Raw genomic sequence first — 21899 nt, forward strand, 5'->3', positions numbered from 1 at the left:
CTTAACCAGCGATCTTGCTGTTAAGTTCCTTAGCTAGTCGACTTAGCTTTCTGGAAGCTTGTTTTTTGTGAATTATATTTTTATTAGCAGCCTTCTTTAATTTTCTGTCTGCAACAATTAAAAGTTCCTTAGCATCGTCAAGTCTGTTTTCATCAAGAGCAAGTCTAAAGTTTTTAACTGCATTTTTCATTTCAGTTCTAATAGGTTTGTTGTGTTCAGAATTTCTTCTAGCTACATCAATTCTCTTAATAGCTGATTTAATATTTGCCATTATTTCACCTCCAATATTTAACGCTTTTGCTATTTTACCACGAATTTACATTGATTGCAAGGAATTTTTATAATAGAAAATTTAACTATGACTTTTGGCAATATTTTATAATAAGAGTCTCAAAAATTACTTTCTCGTCAACTGATGAAGTTTTAAAAAATTCATCTGCCCTTATTAATTCCTCGTAAAAATCTATCAAAAATTCTTTAGAAAAGTTCCTCTCATAGATCTTTATTTTTTTATCAAATTCAAACTTTGACACTCCCATTTTATTCATAATTTCTGCATGACTAATATTTTTTTCAGACAAAATTTTATAGGACAAAAGGTTTTTTACTTGCCTAATTATATGATAAAAAATTATGGGATACTCTTCCCCTAATTTTACTATATTGTGAAATTCAACTAGGGCTATCTCGCTATTTCTCTGCATCATAGAATCTAAAAATGCGAAAATATTTGTGTCAATATTTTCTGTGATTAAATTTCTTATGTCACTTTCACTTATAAGGTCACTTTTTGCAGCTGCTGCGATTTTATCCATTTCAGAATTTAAGTCAAGTAGGACAACATCTTCATTTTTTGAAGTATATCCACTTTCCTTAATAAAAAGAGCTGCCTCCCTATCATTAATTTTCTTGCCTTTTCTCAAAAAATAAGATTTTACAAATCTATTTGCATCTACTGGACTTAATTTCCCAAAATCTATATCTCTATGGTTTTTTTGAAAATATTTATAAAATTTTGTCGTCTTTTTAATGTTTGCGGTGTCCCAAAAAATTAAAACTACAAAATCAGATAAATTGTCTAAAAATTCATAAAAAGATTTTTTTAAGTCATATTCTCCAATAAAATCAGTGACATCTCTTACTAAAACAACTTTTTTGTCATTCATTACAGGATAAGTTTCGCAAGCAGAAATAATATCCTCAGGTTTTGCTTCAACACCCTTAAATTTTATATAATTAAAGGCTTCACTTCCCTTTACATATTTATTTAAAAGATATCCAATAGCATTTTCCATTAAATATTTTTCTTTGCCAAAAAATAGATAGGCTCCACTATGAGTATCATCTTTGTAAATTTTTTTGTAATTCATAATTTTCCCTCGCTGCCCTATAAAGTAAAATTGAATTTATAAATATAAGTAAAATATATAAATAATAATCTTCTTGGTGAATTTTAGTTTCTGTCCTTAGTTTGTCTCTAAAAATATTAAAATCCACTTCTCCATCTCTTAATGTAACATAGTATATAATACCATGTTTTTCCAAATTCTGGAGCACTTCTTCATGAGGATGACCATAGGAATTATTGACTCCAGCTGAAATTACAGCAATTTTAGGTCTTGTATTTTCTAAAAGATCATAAGAAGTGGAAGTTTTTGAACCATGATGTGCAACTTTTAAAATATCAATATTTCTATTTATTTTTTTCTCAACATTTTCTGAAATATCTCCAGTAAAAAGTGTTTTAAAACCCCTATGATTTATAAGAAGAACCATGGAATTGTCATTTTCTTCTTCACTATTTTTATTATCGCAAAGGACTTCTGCAATAGTGTCCCTACAAATATTTATTTTATCGCCTTTTTTTAGCATTACAATATTAGAAAAATTTTCTGCATTTTTTAATATTTCTGGGTTATCTGGTAAGTGGTTGATAAAAATATTTTTAACTTTATATTTTTTTATGATTTTATTTAAATTTCCTGCGTGATCTTCGTCAAAGTGAGATAGAAAAATTCCGTCAATCTTTGAAATTCCACGTACCTTTAAAGTGGGAAATAAAAATTTTTCAAAAATTTTATTTTCCTTCCTTGCCCCTCCTGTATCTATTAAATAATTTTTGCCCCTATAGCTTATAAGTGTGCAATCTCCTTGGTCAACGTATAAATGGCACTCCCTATAAGTATTGTAATCTCTTAAAATTCCAAGATATGTAAAAACAAAAAATACTGCCATATAAATTTCAATTATTTTAATATTTGGCTCAATAATTTCTCTTAACTTGTGCCTATATAAAATCATAAGAAGCAATATGTAATAGATAAAAATATAATTAAATTTAAAAGCATTTATTTTTAGAAATAAACTACCCTTTGAAATAAAGAGACTTTCAAGTCCAAAAGTTGCATTCATTAAAATATTTAAAATTTTTCCTATAAAACTTGGAAAAATTCCCAGTCCTAAAATAAATCCAAGAGAAATTATAAAAGTATAAATTGGCACAATTATTAAATTAGAAAGAAAAACTAAAATTGAAAAACCATCAAAATAATAATTTATTAAAGGAAAAAGAGAAATTATTACAGAAGCAGTCCCAATAAAAGATTTTTTTAAAAGACTACTAGCTACAATCCTGCTATCAAGAAATGGATAGACAAAAACTAGTCCAAAAATCGCTCCATAGGACAGAATAAGTGAAATCGAATAAATTGACATAGGATTTATAAATAAAATAATGCCAAGACTTAAAAAATATATTTTTTTCAGGTCTAAATCTTTTTTTAAATAGATATTTCCTTTGTAGAGAATATAAAACAAAAATGCCCTCGTGGCTGAAATAGGAAAGCCAATTATAAAAAGATAGAAAAGAATTATCAAGGTTACAAGAATATCTGTTAGTTTTTTATTTTTTGTAAGTCCTTTTATTATACTTTCTAAAAAAACTACGAGAACTCCAATGTGAAGACCTGACACTGCCAAAATATGACTCATTCCCAGCATATTTAATCTATCTCTATCCCCTTGATCTAAAAGAGATCTGTCAGCAATGACAATTGAAGTAATGATATTAGAGTTTTTTTCATCTAAATTTTCTACAAAGAACTTTTTTGCCCTGTCTGTAATAGAATTGCTAATTTTATAAAATATATTGGCTTTATAAATTTTTTTAGAATTTTTTATATTTCCTATGGCATAAATTCCCTGTGCCTTATAATTTTTATTGTAGTCAAAGCTTCCTTCATTCATGGAAGGAAGAGGAGATGTGAATTTTCCCGCAATTTTATAACCTGCTCCCCTTTCTAGCTTTTCGTAAATTAAAATTTTTGTCTTAAAATTTTTTCCATTTATAGAAGATGTCTTTAAAATAGATTTATTTTCGCTTGATGATATAACTTTTCCAGTGACCATGCCAGAAAAATCATTGAGATTATAATTTCTAAATGAAAAATTTGTAAAAACTAAAAAAGTAATAAGGGGAAAAATGTATAATTTCATCTTATTCTTTTGTGCTAGAAGAATTATTGATAGCATAAGAAAAAATAATGCCTTTAATAAACTTATTTTTGTAAAGATTGAAAGTAATATTCCAAAAATAATTGCTGCAAATAAATACATAAGCACCCCCTTCTTATTATATATCTTTTTAAAGCGTCAAGTCACGAAATATGATAATATATTAGAGGAGGTAATTATGAATTCAAAATACAAAAACTCTTACAAAAAAAATTACAAATTAGAAATAATTGATAAAATAAATCGCGACGGAATTACTTATGGAAAGCTTGAAAATCCACCTTTCTTCACTGGAAGTGAAAAACTTTTAGCAGATGATATAAAAATAAATGGAGAAGATCCAGTATTTTTATCTGGCAACAAAAACTATTTTAAAATTGATGAAAATAAAAATGAAGTTGAAATTGAAATAAATTGGAAAAATAGACTTTTAATGATGCAGGAAAATCTTGGCAATGCCTTGGTAAGATATTTTTTATCTAGCAACACAAATTCAGAAATTTTAAATTATAAGGTGGAAAAAAATTCCTCCTATATAGACATTGCAGCTAAGGATTTCAAATTTATGACTGTAAAAAATATTGAATCTCTTGTCAATTATGCCATCTTTTCAAATTTATCCATTGAAAATTTTGAGGAACACATAAAAATTGAAAGGCTGGCAGAAATTTCCTATGAAGGTCCTTCCTTAAAGAGGACTGGAGAAATTGGAATGGTCTTTATTTCTTCAGTCGATAAAGTAAATTCCTTTATTAGATTAAGTATTGTCTCAGGAGAAAATGCCTACAGGCTTGCCAGAAATTCGCTTAACCTCCTAGACAATATGAAGATGTACTTAAATAGCGACAGCATAGAAAATGTATTTTCAGATGTAAAAAAATTAAAAGCAAAAAATTTCTCTGATAGAGAAAAAATGCCTGAAAAAGAAAAAATACATGAGGCAGAAGAACTCCCAAAAGAGGATAGAAAATATGAATTACCAAAAAATCTATGCTTAGAAAATTTTGATAAAAAAGAAAACACAAAAGAAATAGAAAAAATTTCTCAGTCTGGAAAAGTTACTGAAAAAGCAAAAAATTCCGAAGTAGAAAATTCTTCTCTTTTAGAAAAAGGCTCTTTATCCCATGAAAATTTTCATGATAATAAAAAAAATCAGGAATCCAAAAAAGTTTTAGAAGATACAAAATTTAATGAAGAGGCAAAAAAAGAAAAATACGATTCTAAATTCTTCCACGAAAAATATAAGCTTGAATCCTTTAAAAATTTAAATAAAAAATTTGAAAATAAAAAGGATGAAGGGGAAAATAAAATAGAGTACCAACAAAAAAATAAAATAGATGTCAAAAAAATAAATGATGAAGAAAAAGAGGATAAAGAAATTAAAAATAAGCTTAGCCAAAATAAGTCTATAAACTCTAGTGAAAAACCTCCGATTTTTTATGAAGCAGTAGAATCTTTTAAAAGATTTTCCACAGAAGTCTCTGGAATAAATTACATTTACAAAGTTCTTGAAGACGTAAATTTAAAGGAACTTCGTGAAATTTCTAGCTACATTTTAAAGGACGATAACTTTATACAAATTTATGGGCTTAAAAATGGCAATAGATCAAAAATTATTATCCTTCGCTCCATGAATTTAAATTTTGATTTGAAGAAAATCTTTGAAAAATTAAAGGACCATTTTGACTTTAAGGGCACAGGCAATATGTACACCTTGGACTTAGAATGTAAAGAAAAAGATATAACTAGAATTATGGAAAGCTTTTTAATTGAGATAAAAAGAGAAGTTAAATAAAAAGATAAGTAAAATATAATTAAAAAAAATTGGCTGCTAGGTAAAACTAGCAGCCTTATTTTAATAATATTTTTCGTTTATATAGTGATCAATAATGGAAGTCTTCATTTGGTTGTCAAAAATATTTTCTTCTTTTAAAATTCTTAAAAGCCAAGGAGCCTTTGAATGAAATATAGCCTCTTTTTTATCCTCTAAGACTATTTCATAAAGTTCATTTCTCAGTGCCTTTGACTGGCACTTGATGTAATAAGCCTTGGTATTTCTAAAATCTTGTATCTTTAAAATATTTAAGACAGATTTATCTTTAAGCTCATAATATTTATTTGTTAAATTTAAATAATAATTATAGTACTTTGAATGTTTTTTTGTATTCCTTACATCTTTAGATAGGGCTCTATAATACTTTGCCATTACATTGTAATACTGGTAATTATACATTCCCTTTTCATAAGAATCCACTTTAATATAAGGTCTGGCATTTCTCATTTGGAAATAATCAAAATTTTTTTCCAAAAACTCTCTCTTGGAGAGATCTCCATTTGTATATTGCATTATGAGAAAAGATCTGTGTTCAAAAAAATCTTCAAATAGTCCTTTTTTTTTCTTAAATTCCACGAAGCACCATTACTTCACCATCTTGCACTTAGAATTACTGGTACTATCATTGCAATAACAAGTAATATAGCAATAATTCTAGCCATTGTTTTTCTATCCACTTATAACACCTTATTTACTAGTTACTTCTAGACAGTGATCCTTTAGAGATTCAGGCATGTCTTCCTTTAGATAATCAACATTAATATAGATTTCTTTATTTTCTGCATCAGGAATTTTAGAAACTTTATTGTAAAGATGTTCTAAATCTTCAATATTAAGTGTCAATACTTTGTAAATTCCATCAACATATATTTTGTGTAGGTCATAATCCATTGCAAGAAGTCCACAAATAAAACCATAAAAACTTTCAATTGAGTTTAGTCTGTATTCAGTTGCATTAATAAGTCTTACATTGTAATCTAAACTAAAGATGTGATCGTCATCAACTTCTACAAAAGCAATATTTCCATCGCCCTTTTTCATGTCGTCATTAGCGTTGTCGATTAACCATCTTGTCTTACCAGAGCCTTTGCTCCCTAAAATATACTTTATCATAGTATTTCTCCTTTCACTAGATCACCTTGAGTGTATCCATTTTCATGCATAACTTCTATAATCTCGTCTCTAATTTTCCACCAGGAAGTATTCCAATTGCAAAAAAGAGAATTTTCATAAGGTGCTCTTCCTATTATTCTTTCCACTATTATATCATCTTTAAGATTTCTTAAAAAGAGTATAACTTTTTTCTTGTAATCATCTAAAGAAATTGGATCAATTTCTCCTCTTTCATACATCTTTCCAAGAGCCGTATCTTTTAAGATGTAAAGGGCGTGAATCTTAACTTCATCGATGTTAAGAACATTTAAAATTTTCGCACACTCAATAATATCTAAGTCATCATCCCAAGGAAGTCCTATAATTATATGAGTGCAGACATTTAAATTTCTCTTTTTTAATTTAATTGCAGCATCGATAAATTCAGAAAGACCATGTCCTCTATTTAATTTTTTCAGGCTGTGATAATTTGGCGTCTGAAGACCAATTTCAACTGTCACAAAATAATTTTTGTTTAGCTCTTCCAAAAAGTCGAGATGTTTCTTAGGTAGATAGTCTGGTCTTGTGGATATACTGACACCTACGACATCTTCTATTAAAGATTCTTCAATTACTCTTTTAAAATCCTCAAAGGGCATATAGGTGTTAGTGAAATTTTGAAAATAGGCAATATATTTATTTGCCTTATATTTATTTTTTATGTGGTCTTTATTTTTTAAAATTTGCTCTCTTACAGTGCCAAAATTATTTTCAAAAGAGCCACCTTCTTCGCCACAAAAAATGCAGCCACCCACTCCACAAGTTCCGTCCCTATTGGGACAAGTTAAATCAAGTTTAACAGGAAGTTTATAAACTTTTTCGCCAAACTTCTCTCTAAGAAAATCAGAATATTTTCTATAAGTCATTTAGAAAATTATTCTTCTTCCTCGTCATCAAAAATTTCTTCAAAAGTTTTTGAAACTTTTTCAAATTCTTCTTCTGATTCAATAACATCAAGTTCTACTTCATCTTCATTAACTTCACTGTACTTGTAAATGAATACATCTTCGCCATCTTCTTCATTTTCAGGAAGAAGTGCAATGTAATCATTTCCTTCACATTCAAAGATTCCAAGAACTATACACACCATTTCACTGTCATCATCAAGTGTAAGTGTTATAGTTTCATAACCTTCTTCTTCGTGGTCGTGTCCGCATCCACATTCGCAATTTTCGTCGTGTTCATGTAATTTTTTTTCTTCGTTACTCATAATATCCTCCAAATTTATTTTAAATTTTCTAGTATTTTTATTAAGAAATCAAATACTCTTTCAGTTGATGAAATTGAAAGGTGCTCGCCAGGTGCGTGAACTCCCTTCATATTAGGTCCAATTGAAAGCATATCGATATCGCCAATAGTTTCTACAAAGATCCCACATTCAAGGCCAGCATGAATTGCTTCAAGTTTAAATTCTTTGCCGCTTACTTCTTTATAAGCCTTCTTTGCAACTTCACGAAGTTCTGAATGTTCTTTGTATTCCCATGCAGGGTATTTTGTTATAATTTCTATTTCTGCACCAAAATTATCTGCTGCAATTTTATTTACAAGACCAATATATTCCTTAGAAGATTGAACTGAAGATCTAATATTTGAAATAATATTTACTGATGCTTCTTTATTTTCAATTACTCCCACATTTACAGAAGTTTCTACTAAAGCTTCAATATTTTTACTCATTGCAATTACACCATTAGGCAAAATATTTAATAGACTAATAATTTTATTTTTAAGTTCATCAGTAAAGGCTTTATCCCTATTTAACTTTGATTTTTCAAAATTTAATCTCACATCAGGATCAACTTTTCCAAGTTCTGTAACAAAATTAGAGTTCAGCTCTACTATAAGGTCTTGGATTATTTTGATGTCACTTTCATTTATTGCAACAAGAGCCCTTGCATATCTTGGGATGGCATTAGGTTTTGCTCCGCCTTCTATTTCAACTAAGTCTCCATCAACTTTTTCAAAAATTCTATAAAGACTTCTGCCAAGAATTTTTACTGCATTGCCTAGACCAACTTGAATTTCTTGACCAGAGTGTCCACCCTTTAGTCCATTTACAATTATTTCATAAAGATTTTTATTTTTATCTAACTCTTTGTATTCTTTTTGTAATTTTATTAGGTCTCTTTCTGCACCAGCACAAGAAATACATCCAACACCTTCAGTTTCAGAATCAATATTTAAAAGTCTCTTTGAAGTAACCATTCCTTTTTCAAGATTTGCTGCTCCAGTCATTCCACTTTCTTCGTTGACTGTGAAAAGTGCTTCAATCTTTGGATGTTTATATTCATCAGATTCTAATAGAGCAAGAGTCATAGCAACTGCTATTCCATTGTCTGCTCCAAGAGTTGTCTCACGTGCTATAATAAAGTCGCCATCTATTTCATATTTTATGGCATCCTTAGAAAAGTCAATTGTGCATTCAGGAGTTTTTTCGCAAACCATGTCCATATGGCCTTGCAAAATGATGCTATCAACATTTTCATAGCCCTTTGTCGCCTCTTTAATGATTACAATGTTTCCTATTTTGTCAGTTTTATATTCCAAATTATGTTCTTTTGCAAATCCAATTAAATAAGCTCTAATTTTTTCTTCTTCAAAGGAACATCTTGGAATTTTAGTTAATTTATCAAAGTAATAAAAAATTCTGTTCTCTAATAAGGTATTTATATCTTTCATTTAAACCTCCCACCTACATTATACATGAGTAGAAAAAATATTTATAGTTTAAAAAGTGTAATTGTCCTTAAATATTTTAATGATTTTTACCAAGCTTGTGGCATCACTTTTTTCTATTTCACATATTACAGAATTAAATTTTTTTAATGATATCTTTAAAAGAAAATCTATAGAAGGTGTTTCTCTAAATTCATCAATTACTGATGACAAAAATATATTTTTTATTTCATCTTGGTCATCCTTGGATATGTTTTTACTTTCAAAAAGTTTTGAAAGACACATCATATATTCGCATCTTACAAAAATAATAAATTCTGTAAAAATTTCTCCGTAGGATTCTTGTGTAATTAATTTAATAATTTTAATTAAAATATTCCAATCTAAGTCGTTATTTATAACTTTTTCAAGAATTTTAGTTATATCCTTTGAAAAGTTGTCATAATATTTTGGTTTGTTTTCAAAAACTATGTATTCTTCAACATTTAATCCACTTCCAGATACAGAATTAATTTTATTTATTAAATTGATAAAATTTTCTCCGTAGCTTAGATCTTTATTTTTACTAGACTTCATAAATAAAAAATCTACTACAACATCAGTAATTGTTTTAATATTTATGAATAGTCCAAGTTCATCGTGAATTTTTCTAGTAAAGACATCGTGAAGAATCTTTGAAAGAAGTTTTTTTAACTGAATTTCAGCAGAAATAATCTCTGATGCATCTTGCTTTTTCACGTGATCGTATAAAATCATGAGTTGCTTATCGATCATCTTCAAATTGTCATTAATTGAATTCAAAATTTCCCTAAAAAAGCCTTCTGTAATAATATAATTATAATTTTTATAGAGAAGCTTGTGATCTATTTCTCCCCAAAATACATTTACAAAAGATTTTATTTGAAGTTCAAAACAATAAATAAATGAACCTGTGTCATATTCACCATCAAGTTTAAACATTGTGAAACCATTTGCAAGAGTCTGAGGCTGTGGGTCATCTAATTTAAGTCTTATCTTTTTATTTATAGTAGATTTATAATAACCCCTATCAGATTTAATAGTGAAATCCTCAATAATTTTTTTATATAAAGCTTCTTCATCTTTAATAAAACGACATTCCACTCTAATACCAACTAGGTCTTGGATATATTTAAATCCACGAACTGGATCAGGAAATCTCATGAAAAAATTTCTTCTAATTAATTTTTCACGAAGAGATTCCTGAGTCTTAATTCTCGTGGTAATATTTGTAAGTCTGTCATCATCAGCTAGTAAATCAGAAAAATACTTTTTAAGCTCTTTATTAACTCCTGCAAGTTCAATTTTATGATAATCAAAAAGATCTAGTACATCATCGATATAATTAAAAAGCTCAAGTTTCATATTTCACCTAGATATTCATTTTCACTTGGTATTTATCTTTAAGTTCAGATATTTTTTTACTATAAAGTTCTTGTTCCTTTTGTCTTCTAACTTGCTCAGCTATTTTATCTTTCACTTCATCAAAATCAAGGTCTCTTCCTTCATTTTTTTCATTGACTTTAATGATGTGATAGCCAAATTGTGTTTTAACAGGTTCTGTAACTGTTCCAACTTCACCATTAAATACAGCATCTTCAAATTCTTTAACCATTTGTCCTTTAGTGAAAGTTCCAAGATCTCCACCCTTTTCCTTTGAAGGACAAGTAGAAAATTCTCTTGCTAGGGCTGCAAAGTCTTCGCCATTTTTAATTTTTTCGTAAATTTCTTTAGCCTTGTCTTCTTCTTCAACTAAAATGTGAGATGCATTGGCACTTTCATTTTCTTTGAAAGCTTCTTTATTATCTTCATAGAATTTTTTAATATCGTCATCAGTAACCTTTACAGTAGCAAGAAGTTTTCCAAGAGCATAAGTCTTTAGCATACTTTCTCTAGTTTTTTCTACAACTTGTGTAAATTCATCCTCTTTATCCATGCCCTTTTCTATTGCATCTTCATATAAAAGTGTTTGATAAACAAGTTCATTTACAACATCTTTATTCATTTCTTCTCCACCAAAATATTGTTTAAGTTGTGGATTTAAAGAATCTATAAATAAATTATAATCTACTCCTGTAATTTTCTTGCCATTAACCTCTGCTAAAAGTTTATCTTTATCCATTATTGCCTCCATAATATATATCAAATTATAAGTTTTCTATAAGTAATGTTACCATTTGAAAAATTTTTTTTCAACTAATATACTCTGTTAAAACTCTTGCATACATTATATTTCTCTCTCTATTTTTAAAGAAAAAATATAAGCCATTTTCTTTGGCATATACATCTATATAGACATGATCTCCTAGTTTTAATTCCTTTGTGTAATTTATGTTTATATCAGTAAATTTTACTTTAGAAAACTTAGTTGGTAATGCTTCATATAAAAGTTCTGCATAAATACTGTTGTTTACATGCTTGTTAAAGTCAATATCTCTTTTTAATATCTTATAATCAAAATTATTTACAGTTTCTAAATCTTTAGGCTCATTAATTCTTTCTATTTTATCAAAATTTTTCACATCATAAATTTTATAAATTTCAATAATTTTTTTAGGAATACTTATTGGCTTTATAGTTTTTAAATCAACTAATAAAAAATTGGCTGTAGCACTTGCAATTTTTTCACTTCCCAAAAATATTTCATATTCACGCGAAGTTATTAGGCTTTTAAAAGAACTTGTCCAAGTTATAATGTTTATTTTTTCAAAGGCTTTTGGATACTTTAAAATATTTATCTTCCACTTATAAAGCATCCAGGTATAGCCATTTTTAACTAATTCTTCATTACTAAGTCCCATAGATTTAGAGTGACAATTTGAAGTTTCTATTAAATAATTAATTATATGATTAAGAGGAAGTTCCTTATATCTACATAAAAATTCTTCCACAATAAATTCTCTTGAATATTTATTCATTTTTGCCTCCAAATATATTTTAACACAATAATTTTTAAAATTTTTTTATTATATTTTTCAAAAAGCTTACAAAATCTTTAAAAGTTTACTTTAAATAGGGCTTATGTTAAAATCAACAGAAGAGATAAAAATAATTAAAGCGCCTGAGCCCAAGTGGCTGACGAGGGGTAGAGTTATCGAAAATCGGCGGATGCTCTAAAGGTTTCACAGCCTAAACATTTTAAAAAAAATGAAAGCAATTTTATAACAAAATAAATGTAGTGAGTCTCTAATAAATTTGGAGGTATAAATATGTGCGGAATAGTTGGATACATTGGAAAAAACAATGCAACAAAATTAGTTCTGGAAGGTCTAAAAAAATTAGAATACAGAGGTTATGACTCTGCTGGACTTTCTATGATAAGAGATAATAAACTTGTGACTTTTAAAAAGAAGGGTCGCATAAAAGTTTTGGAAGATTCCTTTGACCAAGATGAATTTTCTTCAAATATTTGTATTGGTCACACTAGATGGGCAACACATGGGGAGCCAAATGAAATAAATGCTCACCCTCACCTTTCTAGTGATGGAAAAATTTCTGTAGTTCACAATGGCATTATAGAAAATTATTTAGAACTTAGAAATGATTTGACAAATAAGGGCTTTAAATTCCTTTCACAAACAGATACAGAAGTAATTCCAAATGTTATTTCTGATAATTATAAGGGTGACATTCTTGAAGCTGTCTTTAAAGCCACAGAAATTTTAAGGGGAGCCTATAGTCTTGGCATAATAGTTGAAAATGAAGCTAATAGACTTATTGCTGTTAGAAATTCTTCTCCTCTTCTTTTTGCAATTTGTGATGATGGATATTTTGTGGCAAGTGATATTACATCTGTCATTGAACATACAAATAAAGTGATTTATCTTGAAGACGGCGATGTTGTCGATATGAAAGATGGATCTTATACAATTTATGATAAATTTCATAAAGCTGTTGAAAGAAAAATAACTGAAGTTGAAATTTCTGCAGCTGATGCATCAAAGGAAGGCTACGATCACTTTTTAATTAAAGAAATTCATGAACAACCTCGTGTTCTTCGTGAAGTTATTTCAATTAAACACAAAGACTATAAAATAAATCTTCCAGCTGAAGGAAGTTTCTCATTAGAAGAACTAAGAAAGTTTAATAAAATTTACATCACAGCTTGTGGAACTGCTTTTCACGCAGGTGAAGCAGGAAAATTTGCCATTGAAAATCTTGCAAAAATTCCTGTTATTTCAGAAATCGCTTCTGAATTTAGATACAAGAATATGTTTGTTGATGACAAGTCTCTTGTAATTTTTGTTTCACAATCTGGTGAAACTGCTGACACACTAGCAGCTCTTAAAGAAGCAAAAAAGCAAGGTGCAAAGACACTTGCAATAACAAATGTAGTTGGCTCATCTATTTCAAGAGAAGCTGATAAAGTTGTTTATTGCTATGCTGGTCCAGAAATTTCTGTGGCATCAACTAAGGCTTACACAACGCAAGTTATTTCACTATATTTCTTGGCAATGGATATTGCTCTTAAACTAAATAGAATAAGTGAAGACGAAGTTAAAGAAATTATTAAAAGTATGGAAAAACTCCCATCACAAATCGAAGAAATTTTAAAACATAAAGATACTTTTGAAGATATTGCTGAGTTAATTAAAGATGCAAAATCAATTTTCTACACAGGAAGAAGTCTTGATTATATAACTGCAAAAGAAGGAGCCTTAAAGCTAAAAGAAATTTCATATATTCACACAGAATCCTTCCCTTCTGGAGAATTAAAACATGGATCTATTGCTCTTATTGAAGAAGGCACACCAGTTATATCAGTGGCAACACAAAGTCAAATCTTAGAAAAAACTATTTCTAATAATCAAGAGTTAATAGCAAGGGGAGCAACAGTAATTTCCATTGCAGAAGAAAAAAATTATTTCGTGAGAGATTCATCAAATGTCATGATTGAAATTCCAGATACAATTGATTTATTGACGCCACTTCTTGCAGTAATACCTGAACAATTAATTGCTTATTACACATCAGTCCTACTAGGAAATGATGTTGATAAGCCAAGAAATTTAGCAAAATCAGTTACAGTTGAATAAAAGAAAAGAGCTGCATAGTGCAGCTTTTTTAGTTTTCATAAAGACTTTTCGGGTATATAATAAAAGATGGAGTTGAATTTTATGAATGAGTACATTTACTTACTTATATTCCTTGTGGCACTTTACCTTTCCTATTTGTTTACACTTATAGAAAATGCCTATCTTGCCCTTGGACCAGTAAAAATGTCAAAACTTGAAGACTTAGAAGTAAAAAATCTTACAATAATAAAAAAACTAGTAAAAAAAGAAAATATTTATTCTTCAACACTTTTGTTAGATTATTTTTCCAATTCTATAGCTGTAATTTTTATGTCTCTATTTTTCTTTCATAGATGGAATCATTTTGGAATAATTTTAGGAATATTATTATCAACAATTATAGTAATAATTTTTGGAGAAACTTTACCTAGAAATTTTGGCAAAAATAATTATGAAAGCATTGTGCCAAAGTACGCAAAATTTTTAAATTTTTTAATAATTTTTATGCGTCCTCTTTCCATGCTAATTAACTTCTTGTCACAAAGCATAATTAAAATAGTTATTAAGGACAAGACTTACAAGGAGCCAATTATTACAGAAGAGGATTTAATCGATGCAATGGATCTTAGCATGGAAGAAGGAATAATAAATAAAAACGAGTCCATGATGATTCAAAATGTAATAGGATTTAAGGACAATTTTGCAAAAGACATTATGACACCAAGGACAGACATAGTGGCAATTGACATAGAAGATGATTACGATGAAATCATGGAAAAAATATCAAAATTTTCTTATTCAAGGATGCCAGTTTTTGAGGATAATTTAGACAATATAATTGGCATTTTAAATGTAAAGGAACTCTTTCATATGGATAGGACTAAGACGCTCGCTGAAAATAAATCTTATTTTAAAAAGCCTTTTTTCACTTATGAATATAAGCCTACGGGAACACTTTTTTCTGAAATGAGGCAAAATAAATTATCTGTTGCTATAGTTACTGACGAATACGGTGGAACTGAAGGCATGATCACCTTTGAAGATATTATAGAAAAAATCGTGGGACAAATTTCTGACGAGTATGACACAGAAGAAGACGAAGACATAATAAATATTGGACCTGGAAAATATTTAATTGACGCTTCAGTAAATATTGACGAAATAAATCAAAAATTTGGAACAGAACTTGAATGCCAAGAATTTGATTCCCTTGGTGGATTTATAATCGAAAATATTGACAGATTTCCAAAATTAAATGAAGTTTTAAATATTTCCGATTTAAAATTTACAATAGCAAAGAAAACAAAAAATAGAATAGAAAAAATAATTCTCGAGTTTCCAAAAAATAAATAAAAAATAATCCCACAAGCCTAACAGATACTTTCTTTACTGGCTTGGGGATTTTTTTATGCAATAAATGAATAAAAAAATAGAGCAAGCCTTAACTTGCTCCATAAAAATTTTCTACATTCCACTTACTATCTTTCCAAAGAAGGACAAGAACAATGGATTATAAATATCGTCAATAATAACAGCAAAGGATGGATAAAGTACCCAAGCTATGTTATTGTAACCATAAGTATCCATAACAGCCTTTGTATTTGCTACAGCATTAGGGCCAGATCCGCATCCCCAACCACAGTTTCCTGCTGCCATAACAGCTGCTCCATAATTTTTGCCAAAAATTCTGTAAGAAATAAAGATAGAAAATAATGCCATTAAAACAGCTTGTGATGCTAAAACAATACCCATTTGACCTAAGTGACTTAATAATTTTGTAATATCAATTGTCATAAGAACTAGGGCTAGATAAAGTTCTAGGAACATATGCTCAATAGCACCGACTTCTGATACATAAGTATCTTTTCCCATTTTTTCAATAACATTTCTTGCAATTGCTCCTGCAAAAAGACAACCTATAAATTTAGGCATTTCTATTCCAGGGATATTGTCAAGTAAGAAATAAATTGGCATACCTAAAGCTGAAACAAGAAGAACCATAGCAAAGGCAACAATCATTCTGCTATCAACTAGAGGATGAACTACATTTGTATGTTCAGATTCTGGTTTGTCATTTGGATCAGCTTTTAAGCCGTGTTTGCTAATTAAAAAGGCAGCAACTGGTCCACCAATTAGTGAGCCAATAATGTTTCCCATAGTTCCTGCTGCAACACCGATTTCAGTTACACCATCAGGTGCTCCCCATTTAGCAAAAATTGGTCCAAAGGCAGAGGCAGTTCCAACACCACCTGACATAGAAGCAGATGAACATTGAAGTGCATATAATGGGTGCATGCCAATAGCTTTACCTACTACTACTCCCAAAATATCTTGTAAAGTTATTAATAAACAAGCTGCAAAGGCAATATTGAAAATAAGTTTTCCACCAGCCTTCTTAAACAATGAGGCAGAAAATCCATATCCAACAGTTAAGAAGAATATATTTTGTGCCAAATCCTTAGTTATCTTAGCATCAAAGCTAAGGGCTATTATACCTGATAGTTTAATTATTGCTACAATTATTGAAAAAATTAATCCTGAAACAACTGGTGCAGGTATAGCGTACTTCTTCAAGGCCTTTGAATGGCTTACACACCATCTACCAGAGAAAATTACTAAAGCAGCAATACCTAATGTACATAAGTATTCAAATTGAAAAGTTGCTACTTCCCCATTTTCGCCAGGAGTATAAGTTCCAAAATATCCAAGAACATCATTTAATGTCATATTTAAACCTCCCTAAAAAAATTTTTTACATACAAAACTTATAAATCTATAAGATTTATATGATGCTTAATTATAGCACAAGTTTCATCACTTTACCATAAAATTTGTTATTTGAATATAGTTTTGTATTTTAAATATTAAACTTTTTATTCTAATAAAATATTCTTTACAATTTAATGTTCTTTTTAATGTTCTTTAATTTAACGCATTAAACTTTTACTTTTAAAAAAAAGGTTCCTTCCCTTATAATTAATTTAAAGGCAGAAATTAATTTATGATTTTACAATAAAAGAAAAGGGGTTTAAATGAGAACTAGAAATCGAAAAAGAAAATCTATATTTTTTAAAATTTTAATTGTAATAATTTTTTATTGTTACTTGCCCTTTCGACAATATTTTTGTATAAAAGTTTTTTAAGCGGAAAACTTCCGATAAAAAATTCTAAAGAAAATTTAGACTATGCAGTTTATAAAAAGGATGACTATAATCCTTTTATAGTGTTTACAATGATAAGTCCAATGACAAGGATAATACAGTCGTTTATTATAAGGTTGATAAAAATGAGGACGATCATACCTATGACTTAATGAGGTATGAGAATGGAGAATCTATTTTAGTAGACACTGGTGTGGGAATTTATACCTATTTCTATAAAACAAATTACGAGTGGGAAAGTAGTCTATAACAAGCTATTAAAAAAATAATTTGATAATTAAATTATTGCTAAATCAACTAATGTATAATGGATAATTCATAATAAAAAAATAAGAGATTCCTATATCTAAAGGAATCTCTTTTCTTTTCTTATTTTTTAATTATCAATCAATTTTCTTGAAGTTCAACGACTTTAAGTTTAGAATTTTTCCAGCTAGCATTATCGCCAAGCCTTTCCACTATATTTATAAGTAACTCGTCATCTTCCAACTCTTCTGTAAGTGGTTTTACTCTCGCATCTAGGTCGTGGGCAATAAAATCAACTTCAGATCCAAGGTCAACACTTACCATAACTCTACTTTTTAAATTTCTGAGTTCTTCTAGGTCTTCAACCTTTACATACTTTCCGTTTTTTCTAGTGTAGAAAAAAATATCTTGTCCATATTTTTCTCTGTAATACATCATGTAAGTCTCACAAGAAAATTGAAAACTTCCAAGTGGACTAATGTCAAAAATTACTTTTTTCATTACCTCACCTTGGAAGTATTATATCACAATTATAAAGTTTTATATACAATTTACCTACTTTTGTAAATTTTTAATCAAATATGACGCACTATTGAAGAAATAACTTCTTCTCTCTTCATTTGATTTTTTGGATTAAAATTTTTCTTTGAATCTAAGTTTAAATAACTATCACTAAGTGCTTTGTTTACAGCATCAATGGCATAGTCAGAAATCTTTTTTGCATCATTAATTTTTATTTTTTTGCTATTTTCTAGCTTAAATAAATTTGCTATAACTACTGCATAATCTTCTCTAGTAATATTATCCTTTGGAGCAAATTTATCCTTGCCTTTTCCATTCATTATGCCAAGGTCACATGCCATATTTACATATTTATTGTCAGTATCCTTAAAATGTTTAACTGATCCTTGGGAGCTTCTCTTGTACTTGATCTCATAAGCCTTAACAGAAATTTCAGCAAATTCTTCACGAGTAATTTTTCCTCTAGTGTTTGACGCAACTTCTTTAGAGAAAAGTTTTAATTCCTCTGCCTTCAATAAATCTTTGTATGCCCAATTGCTATAATTTCTAAAAATTGGTGCCTTTCCAAGATTAAGTTCATTTGTAAATTTTGAATTTCCATCTTTTTTTGCAAATCTAAGTCTAAAAGTGTAACCTGTTGAAGGTCCCACAAGAGAATCTAATTCATTTTGTGTAATAGAAATATATTTTTTATTATTTTTAGAAAGTACATTTTTTGTTACTTTAGATTTTACATCATTACCTTGGCTTTTTACTTCGATTTCAACTAATTCATTAGCTTTGGCATTTTTTATTTCAAAGTTGTAGTTTTTATTTTCCTTTACTGCACTTACACTAAGTGGCACAGAATCTTCCTTTGCTGCAAAAACTCCAAAGGGCATTGCTAGTAAAATTATCATCAATATTAATATTTTTTTCATTTTTCACCTCGATGTCTTATAATATCAAAAACTTTGGTGAAAATCTTTAAAAATTAAGATTTGTAATAATTTTGTAATTTTTTTGATAACAAGCTAAAGTAAACTAAATACCAAGTTCTCTCATTAATTTTCTTTTATCTTCAAGAAATTTTTCTTCTTCTTGTATTCTTTTATCCATTTCTTTTGCAACTTTAAGCTTAATATCCTCTGTTAAACTTTTGTCTGCAAAGGGATAAACTGTTTTATTTTCCTTTTCTGCGTGATTTCTCAAAAGTTCTACATAAGCCATGGCATTAGTCAAAATGTGAAGCTTAGAAAGATCAGCCTTAGATTTTTCAAATAAATTTAAATTATTTTCAAGCTCCATAACATAGCCTCTTGCCATTTGATGTTCAACAAGCATGCCACCACGCACAACTTTTTCTGCCACAGGTCCAAGATTTTCTAGCATTGCCGCAAATAAAATGTCCTCTTCCTTTTTGTGGTGAAGTCCATCGGCATATTTTCTTATAAAATCTATAGCATTTCTAAAAAATCCTGTGTCAACACTTCCCTTTAAAATTTCTAGACATTTTTCTTCCATTTTGTCGCAAAACTTTAAAATTTCCTGGTGTTCGTCTTCTAAATAAGAAATTGTATTTTTTAATGTATCCATTTAATCACTTCCTAATTACATAATTTTCTTCTATCTTTTCAAATTTTAAATCAGAAGAATTTAAAGATCCAAGAATAAAACTGTCTCTTAAAACCCAATAAATCTCTGGACTTACATAGTCTTTCCAAATATTTTTGTGGACATCAGATAAAACTGTAAATACAAATTCATCTTCATCATTTTTTAAAATTGCAAGTGCGTGATCACAGGGCATACCATCTAAAAATTTTGAAGTGATAAAAGAAAATACTTCCATTGGAACCTCGCCAGCATCATAATTTTTACCAATTTCAAAAAATTTATTTTTTAACTTTTCTAAGTCAAAATCCCTTAATAAAATAGAAACTGCCTTTGCTAGTCTATTTTCACTTCTCACAACTCTTTCATTGAGCCAGCCGTGAATATTACTTTCATCAATTATATCTTCTAAATTTCCTTTTTCAAGTGGAAATTCTTCGTCTAAATCTTTTTTTAACTCATTTCTTTTTTCTTCTTCCAAGAAATTTAATAAGTTATCTAAAATTTCTTCTTGAAATAAAATTTTATCATACATTATATAGTGAATACGTCCTAAAAATAAACTCATTTTATCCCTCTTTTCTAATAAAATAATATCATTTTTTATAAAAAATAATGTGACAAAAATCACAATAAATTTTTAAGAAAATAAAAAAAGAAGCCTTAATAGCTTCTCTCTTTTTTGATGTAATTATCCTCTTAACTCTTGTCTATTTTCGTTAAGCATCTTAATTATTTCTGAAAGGTTAACTTGTGTGTTTTCAAGAAGTTCATCTGCATAATCTCTAGCGCCTTCTCTAATTTGAGTAGATTCTTCTTTTGCAGATTTTAAAATTTCACTTGCTCTTTCATTTGCTTGTCTTACAAGTTCATTTTCATCAATAATTTTTTCAGAATGAGCTCTTGCTGCTGCAATAATCTTATCAGCTTCATCATGTGCTCCGTTAATTATGTCGTCTTTATCCTTAGCAATTCTTTGTGCTTCAGAAATTTCTCCTGGAATTTGCATTTTTACTTCATTTACAATTTCCAAAAATTCTTCCCTGTCTACCATTACCTTATTTGTAAGTGGTATTTGTGAAGATGTTTCAACAAGATCTTCCAATTCTTCAACTAAATCAATTAAATTCATATCTTCCTCCTAAGTAATTTTTTCTTCATAGCTTCTCCTACAACAGGAGGCACGAATAAATCTGTATCTCCGTCAAAGGTTGAAACCTCTTTTGCAAGTGTTGAGCTTACAAATAAATTTTCATTTGATGCCAATAAAAAAACAGTTTCAACGCCGTCTTTGTAGTGCATATTTGCCATGGCAAGTGTGTATTCATTAAAATAATCTGAAGCTGATCTAAGTCCTCTTACTATTACTTTACAATTTTTTTTCTTTGCGTAATCAACTAAAAGTCCGTCAAAGGAATCTATTTCAACGCCCTCTTCTCCATCTAAAACTTTGTGGAGAAGTTCTTTTCTCTCTTGAACTGTAAATAATTCTTTTTTGGAGGTGTTATCTAAAACTGCAACAATTACCTCTCCAAAAATATCCTTTGCTCTCTTAATAATGTCCAAATGACCATTTGTAACTGGGTCGAAGCTACCCGCATATATTGCTTTCATCTATATCCCATCCGCATATGGAAATGGAAGTATTTCCATATTTTTTATTTTTTATTTCTTTAAAACCCTCGCCAATTAATAGTTGTTTATCTGTACTATATTCCACAATTAATTTGCCATCAGGCTTTAATAATTTATTTTCTTTAATAAGTTTAAAGGCTCTTTTATATAAATCGCGCCTGTCAAAGGGTGGATCCATGTAAATGTAATCGAATTTCACATCTAAATTTCTAAGGGCCTTATTTAAATGATCTTCAATAATCACTGCCTCATCTAAAAATTTAGCCTTATCTAAATTATATTTCACGCAGTCAATGGCTTCCTTTGATTTGTCAACAAAGTAAGCCTTTTTTGCACCTCTTGAAATAAATTCAATTCCATTTGCACCGCTACCACAGAATAAATCTAAGACAAGGTCATCAAAGAAATTTTGACCTAAAATGTTAAAAACAGATTCCTTTACCCTATCTTCTGTGGGTCTCGTATCTAGTCCCTTTGGTGCTTTTAATTTGAGTCCTCGTCTATTTCCTGAAATAATTCTCATAAAGCCTCCAA

The 21899-nt window shown here is 28.9% G+C and carries 22 protein-coding genes; 3 read left to right on the forward strand and 19 right to left on the reverse strand.

Annotated elements, in window-relative coordinates; all coding sequences use genetic code 11:
* Position 1 precedes the first annotated feature (1 nt).
* From rpsT to JOD41_RS01755, 3 genes are all read right to left on the reverse strand, one after another.
* Entirely contained in the window at positions 2-271 is a 270-nt protein-coding gene (rpsT, locus tag JOD41_RS01745) for a 30S ribosomal protein S20 (protein ID WP_156701985.1), read from the reverse strand.
* 85 nt (positions 272-356) lie between these two features.
* A complete protein-coding gene (holA, locus tag JOD41_RS01750) occupies positions 357-1370 on the reverse strand; it encodes a DNA polymerase III subunit delta (protein WP_205051329.1) in 1014 nt (337 codons plus the stop codon).
* Positions 1342-3615, reverse strand: a complete 2274-nt coding sequence (locus JOD41_RS01755; protein ID WP_205051330.1) for a DNA internalization-related competence protein ComEC/Rec2 — start codon at positions 3613-3615, stop codon at positions 1342-1344. The genes holA and JOD41_RS01755 overlap by 29 nt, the downstream gene beginning before the upstream one ends.
* A gap of 76 nt (positions 3616-3691) precedes the next feature.
* Here JOD41_RS01755 and JOD41_RS01760 point away from each other — a divergent pair, with 76 nt between their 5' ends.
* Positions 3692-5308 carry an alanyl-tRNS synthetase gene (locus JOD41_RS01760; protein ID WP_205051331.1) on the forward strand — a complete coding sequence of 539 codons (1617 nt, stop codon included), beginning with the start codon at positions 3692-3694 and terminating at the stop codon, positions 5306-5308.
* A gap of 60 nt (positions 5309-5368) precedes the next feature.
* On the opposite strand, the gene JOD41_RS01765 is transcribed toward JOD41_RS01760, so the two are convergent.
* The 8 genes from JOD41_RS01765 to JOD41_RS01800 form a co-directional block, all read right to left on the reverse strand.
* Entirely contained in the window at positions 5369-5923 is a 555-nt protein-coding gene (locus JOD41_RS01765; RefSeq protein ID WP_156701994.1) for a DUF6648 family protein, read from the reverse strand.
* Positions 5924-6034: 111 nt separating this feature from the next.
* Positions 6035-6460 (reverse strand): hypothetical protein, encoded by a 426-nt coding sequence (locus tag JOD41_RS01770; RefSeq protein ID WP_156701996.1) that lies wholly within the window; start codon positions 6458-6460, stop codon positions 6035-6037.
* On the reverse strand, positions 6457-7365 hold the full coding sequence (gene mnmL / locus JOD41_RS01775) for a tRNA modification radical SAM protein MnmL/YtqA (protein ID WP_205051332.1): 909 nt from the start codon (positions 7363-7365) through the stop codon (positions 6457-6459). Before mnmL ends, JOD41_RS01770 begins: the two co-directional genes overlap by 4 nt.
* 8 nt (positions 7366-7373) lie before the next feature.
* On the reverse strand, positions 7374-7709 hold the full coding sequence (locus JOD41_RS01780; protein WP_156702002.1) for a DUF1292 domain-containing protein: 336 nt from the start codon (positions 7707-7709) through the stop codon (positions 7374-7376).
* Between the two features lie 14 nt (positions 7710-7723).
* The gene (locus tag JOD41_RS01785) at positions 7724-9178 is read right to left on the reverse strand and encodes an aminoacyl-histidine dipeptidase (RefSeq protein ID WP_205051333.1); all 1455 of its coding nucleotides are present in this window, start codon (positions 9176-9178) and stop codon (positions 7724-7726) included.
* 48 nt (positions 9179-9226) lie between these two features.
* Positions 9227-10558, reverse strand: coding sequence for a GTP pyrophosphokinase (locus JOD41_RS01790; RefSeq protein ID WP_205051334.1), 1332 nt, complete (start codon positions 10556-10558; stop codon positions 9227-9229).
* Positions 10559-10565: 7 nt separating this feature from the next.
* Positions 10566-11315, reverse strand: coding sequence for a peptidylprolyl isomerase (locus JOD41_RS01795; protein WP_239540861.1), 750 nt, complete (start codon positions 11313-11315; stop codon positions 10566-10568).
* 70 nt (positions 11316-11385) lie between these two features.
* Entirely contained in the window at positions 11386-12111 is a 726-nt protein-coding gene (locus JOD41_RS01800; protein ID WP_205051335.1) for an acyl-[acyl-carrier-protein] thioesterase, read from the reverse strand.
* 291 nt (positions 12112-12402) lie between these two features.
* On the opposite strand from JOD41_RS01800, the gene glmS reads away from it, so the two are divergent.
* Entirely contained in the window at positions 12403-14229 is a 1827-nt protein-coding gene (gene glmS / locus JOD41_RS01805; RefSeq protein ID WP_205051336.1) for a glutamine--fructose-6-phosphate transaminase (isomerizing), read from the forward strand.
* Between the two features lie 81 nt (positions 14230-14310).
* Complete coding sequence (locus JOD41_RS01810) at positions 14311-15561, forward strand: hemolysin family protein (protein WP_205051337.1); 1251 nt, start codon at positions 14311-14313, stop codon at positions 15559-15561.
* Between the two features lie 111 nt (positions 15562-15672).
* Here JOD41_RS01810 and JOD41_RS01815 read toward each other — a convergent pair whose 3' ends face one another.
* From JOD41_RS01815 to rsmD, 8 genes are all read right to left on the reverse strand, one after another.
* Complete coding sequence (locus JOD41_RS01815; protein ID WP_205051338.1) at positions 15673-16935, reverse strand: sodium/glutamate symporter; 1263 nt, start codon at positions 16933-16935, stop codon at positions 15673-15675.
* Between the two features lie 821 nt (positions 16936-17756).
* Entirely contained in the window at positions 17757-18116 is a 360-nt protein-coding gene (locus JOD41_RS01820) for a hypothetical protein (protein ID WP_205051339.1), read from the reverse strand.
* A 74-nt stretch (positions 18117-18190) separates the two neighbouring features.
* Positions 18191-19057 carry an S-layer homology domain-containing protein gene (locus JOD41_RS01825; protein ID WP_205051340.1) on the reverse strand — a complete coding sequence of 289 codons (867 nt, stop codon included), beginning with the start codon at positions 19055-19057 and terminating at the stop codon, positions 18191-18193.
* Positions 19058-19160: 103 nt separating this feature from the next.
* Positions 19161-19712 (reverse strand): hemerythrin domain-containing protein, encoded by a 552-nt coding sequence (locus tag JOD41_RS01830; RefSeq protein ID WP_205051341.1) that lies wholly within the window; start codon positions 19710-19712, stop codon positions 19161-19163.
* A gap of 4 nt (positions 19713-19716) precedes the next feature.
* Entirely contained in the window at positions 19717-20298 is a 582-nt protein-coding gene (locus JOD41_RS01835) for a hypothetical protein (protein WP_205051342.1), read from the reverse strand.
* Between the two features lie 123 nt (positions 20299-20421).
* Entirely contained in the window at positions 20422-20862 is a 441-nt protein-coding gene (locus tag JOD41_RS01840) for an ATP synthase subunit B family protein (RefSeq protein ID WP_205051343.1), read from the reverse strand.
* Positions 20859-21344, reverse strand: coding sequence for a pantetheine-phosphate adenylyltransferase (coaD, locus tag JOD41_RS01845; protein ID WP_205051344.1), 486 nt, complete (start codon positions 21342-21344; stop codon positions 20859-20861). Before coaD ends, JOD41_RS01840 begins: the two co-directional genes overlap by 4 nt.
* A complete protein-coding gene (rsmD, locus tag JOD41_RS01850; protein WP_205051345.1) occupies positions 21322-21888 on the reverse strand; it encodes a 16S rRNA (guanine(966)-N(2))-methyltransferase RsmD in 567 nt (188 codons plus the stop codon). The genes coaD and rsmD overlap by 23 nt, the downstream gene beginning before the upstream one ends.
* Positions 21889-21899: the final 11 nt, after the last annotated feature.

It is taken from the genome of Peptoniphilus gorbachii, from assembly GCF_016908115.1.
Classification (GTDB): domain Bacteria; phylum Bacillota; class Clostridia; order Tissierellales; family Peptoniphilaceae; genus Peptoniphilus_A; species Peptoniphilus_A gorbachii.

What these genes read in the sequence shown, in the direction of transcription:
- rpsT (WP_156701985.1), bottom strand. Translation starts at nt 271, where the DNA reads ATGGCAAATATTAAATCAGCTATTAAGAGAATTGATGTAGCTAGAAGA.
- holA (WP_205051329.1), bottom strand. Translation starts at nt 1,370, where the DNA reads ATGAATTACAAAAAAATTTACAAAGATGATACTCATAGTGGAGCCTAT.
- JOD41_RS01755 (WP_205051330.1), bottom strand. Translation starts at nt 3,615, where the DNA reads ATGTATTTATTTGCAGCAATTATTTTTGGAATATTACTTTCAATCTTT.
- JOD41_RS01760 (WP_205051331.1), top strand. Translation starts at nt 3,692, where the DNA reads ATGAATTCAAAATACAAAAACTCTTACAAAAAAAATTACAAATTAGAA.
- JOD41_RS01770 (WP_156701996.1), bottom strand. Translation starts at nt 6,460, where the DNA reads ATGATAAAGTATATTTTAGGGAGCAAAGGCTCTGGTAAGACAAGATGG.
- mnmL (WP_205051332.1), bottom strand. Translation starts at nt 7,365, where the DNA reads ATGACTTATAGAAAATATTCTGATTTTCTTAGAGAGAAGTTTGGCGAA.
- JOD41_RS01780 (WP_156702002.1), bottom strand. Translation starts at nt 7,709, where the DNA reads ATGAGTAACGAAGAAAAAAAATTACATGAACACGACGAAAATTGCGAA.
- JOD41_RS01785 (WP_205051333.1), bottom strand. Translation starts at nt 9,178, where the DNA reads ATGAAAGATATAAATACCTTATTAGAGAACAGAATTTTTTATTACTTT.
- JOD41_RS01790 (WP_205051334.1), bottom strand. Translation starts at nt 10,558, where the DNA reads ATGAAACTTGAGCTTTTTAATTATATCGATGATGTACTAGATCTTTTT.
- JOD41_RS01795 (WP_239540861.1), bottom strand. Translation starts at nt 11,315, where the DNA reads ATGGATAAAGATAAACTTTTAGCAGAGGTTAATGGCAAGAAAATTACA.
- JOD41_RS01800 (WP_205051335.1), bottom strand. Translation starts at nt 12,111, where the DNA reads ATGAATAAATATTCAAGAGAATTTATTGTGGAAGAATTTTTATGTAGA.
- glmS (WP_205051336.1), top strand. Translation starts at nt 12,403, where the DNA reads ATGTGCGGAATAGTTGGATACATTGGAAAAAACAATGCAACAAAATTA.
- JOD41_RS01810 (WP_205051337.1), top strand. Translation starts at nt 14,311, where the DNA reads ATGAATGAGTACATTTACTTACTTATATTCCTTGTGGCACTTTACCTT.
- JOD41_RS01815 (WP_205051338.1), bottom strand. Translation starts at nt 16,935, where the DNA reads ATGACATTAAATGATGTTCTTGGATATTTTGGAACTTATACTCCTGGC.
- JOD41_RS01820 (WP_205051339.1), bottom strand. Translation starts at nt 18,116, where the DNA reads ATGAAAAAAGTAATTTTTGACATTAGTCCACTTGGAAGTTTTCAATTT.
- JOD41_RS01825 (WP_205051340.1), bottom strand. Translation starts at nt 19,057, where the DNA reads ATGAAAAAAATATTAATATTGATGATAATTTTACTAGCAATGCCCTTT.
- JOD41_RS01830 (WP_205051341.1), bottom strand. Translation starts at nt 19,712, where the DNA reads ATGGATACATTAAAAAATACAATTTCTTATTTAGAAGACGAACACCAG.
- JOD41_RS01835 (WP_205051342.1), bottom strand. Translation starts at nt 20,298, where the DNA reads ATGAGTTTATTTTTAGGACGTATTCACTATATAATGTATGATAAAATT.
- JOD41_RS01840 (WP_205051343.1), bottom strand. Translation starts at nt 20,862, where the DNA reads ATGAATTTAATTGATTTAGTTGAAGAATTGGAAGATCTTGTTGAAACA.
- coaD (WP_205051344.1), bottom strand. Translation starts at nt 21,344, where the DNA reads ATGAAAGCAATATATGCGGGTAGCTTCGACCCAGTTACAAATGGTCAT.
- rsmD (WP_205051345.1), bottom strand. Translation starts at nt 21,888, where the DNA reads ATGAGAATTATTTCAGGAAATAGACGAGGACTCAAATTAAAAGCACCA.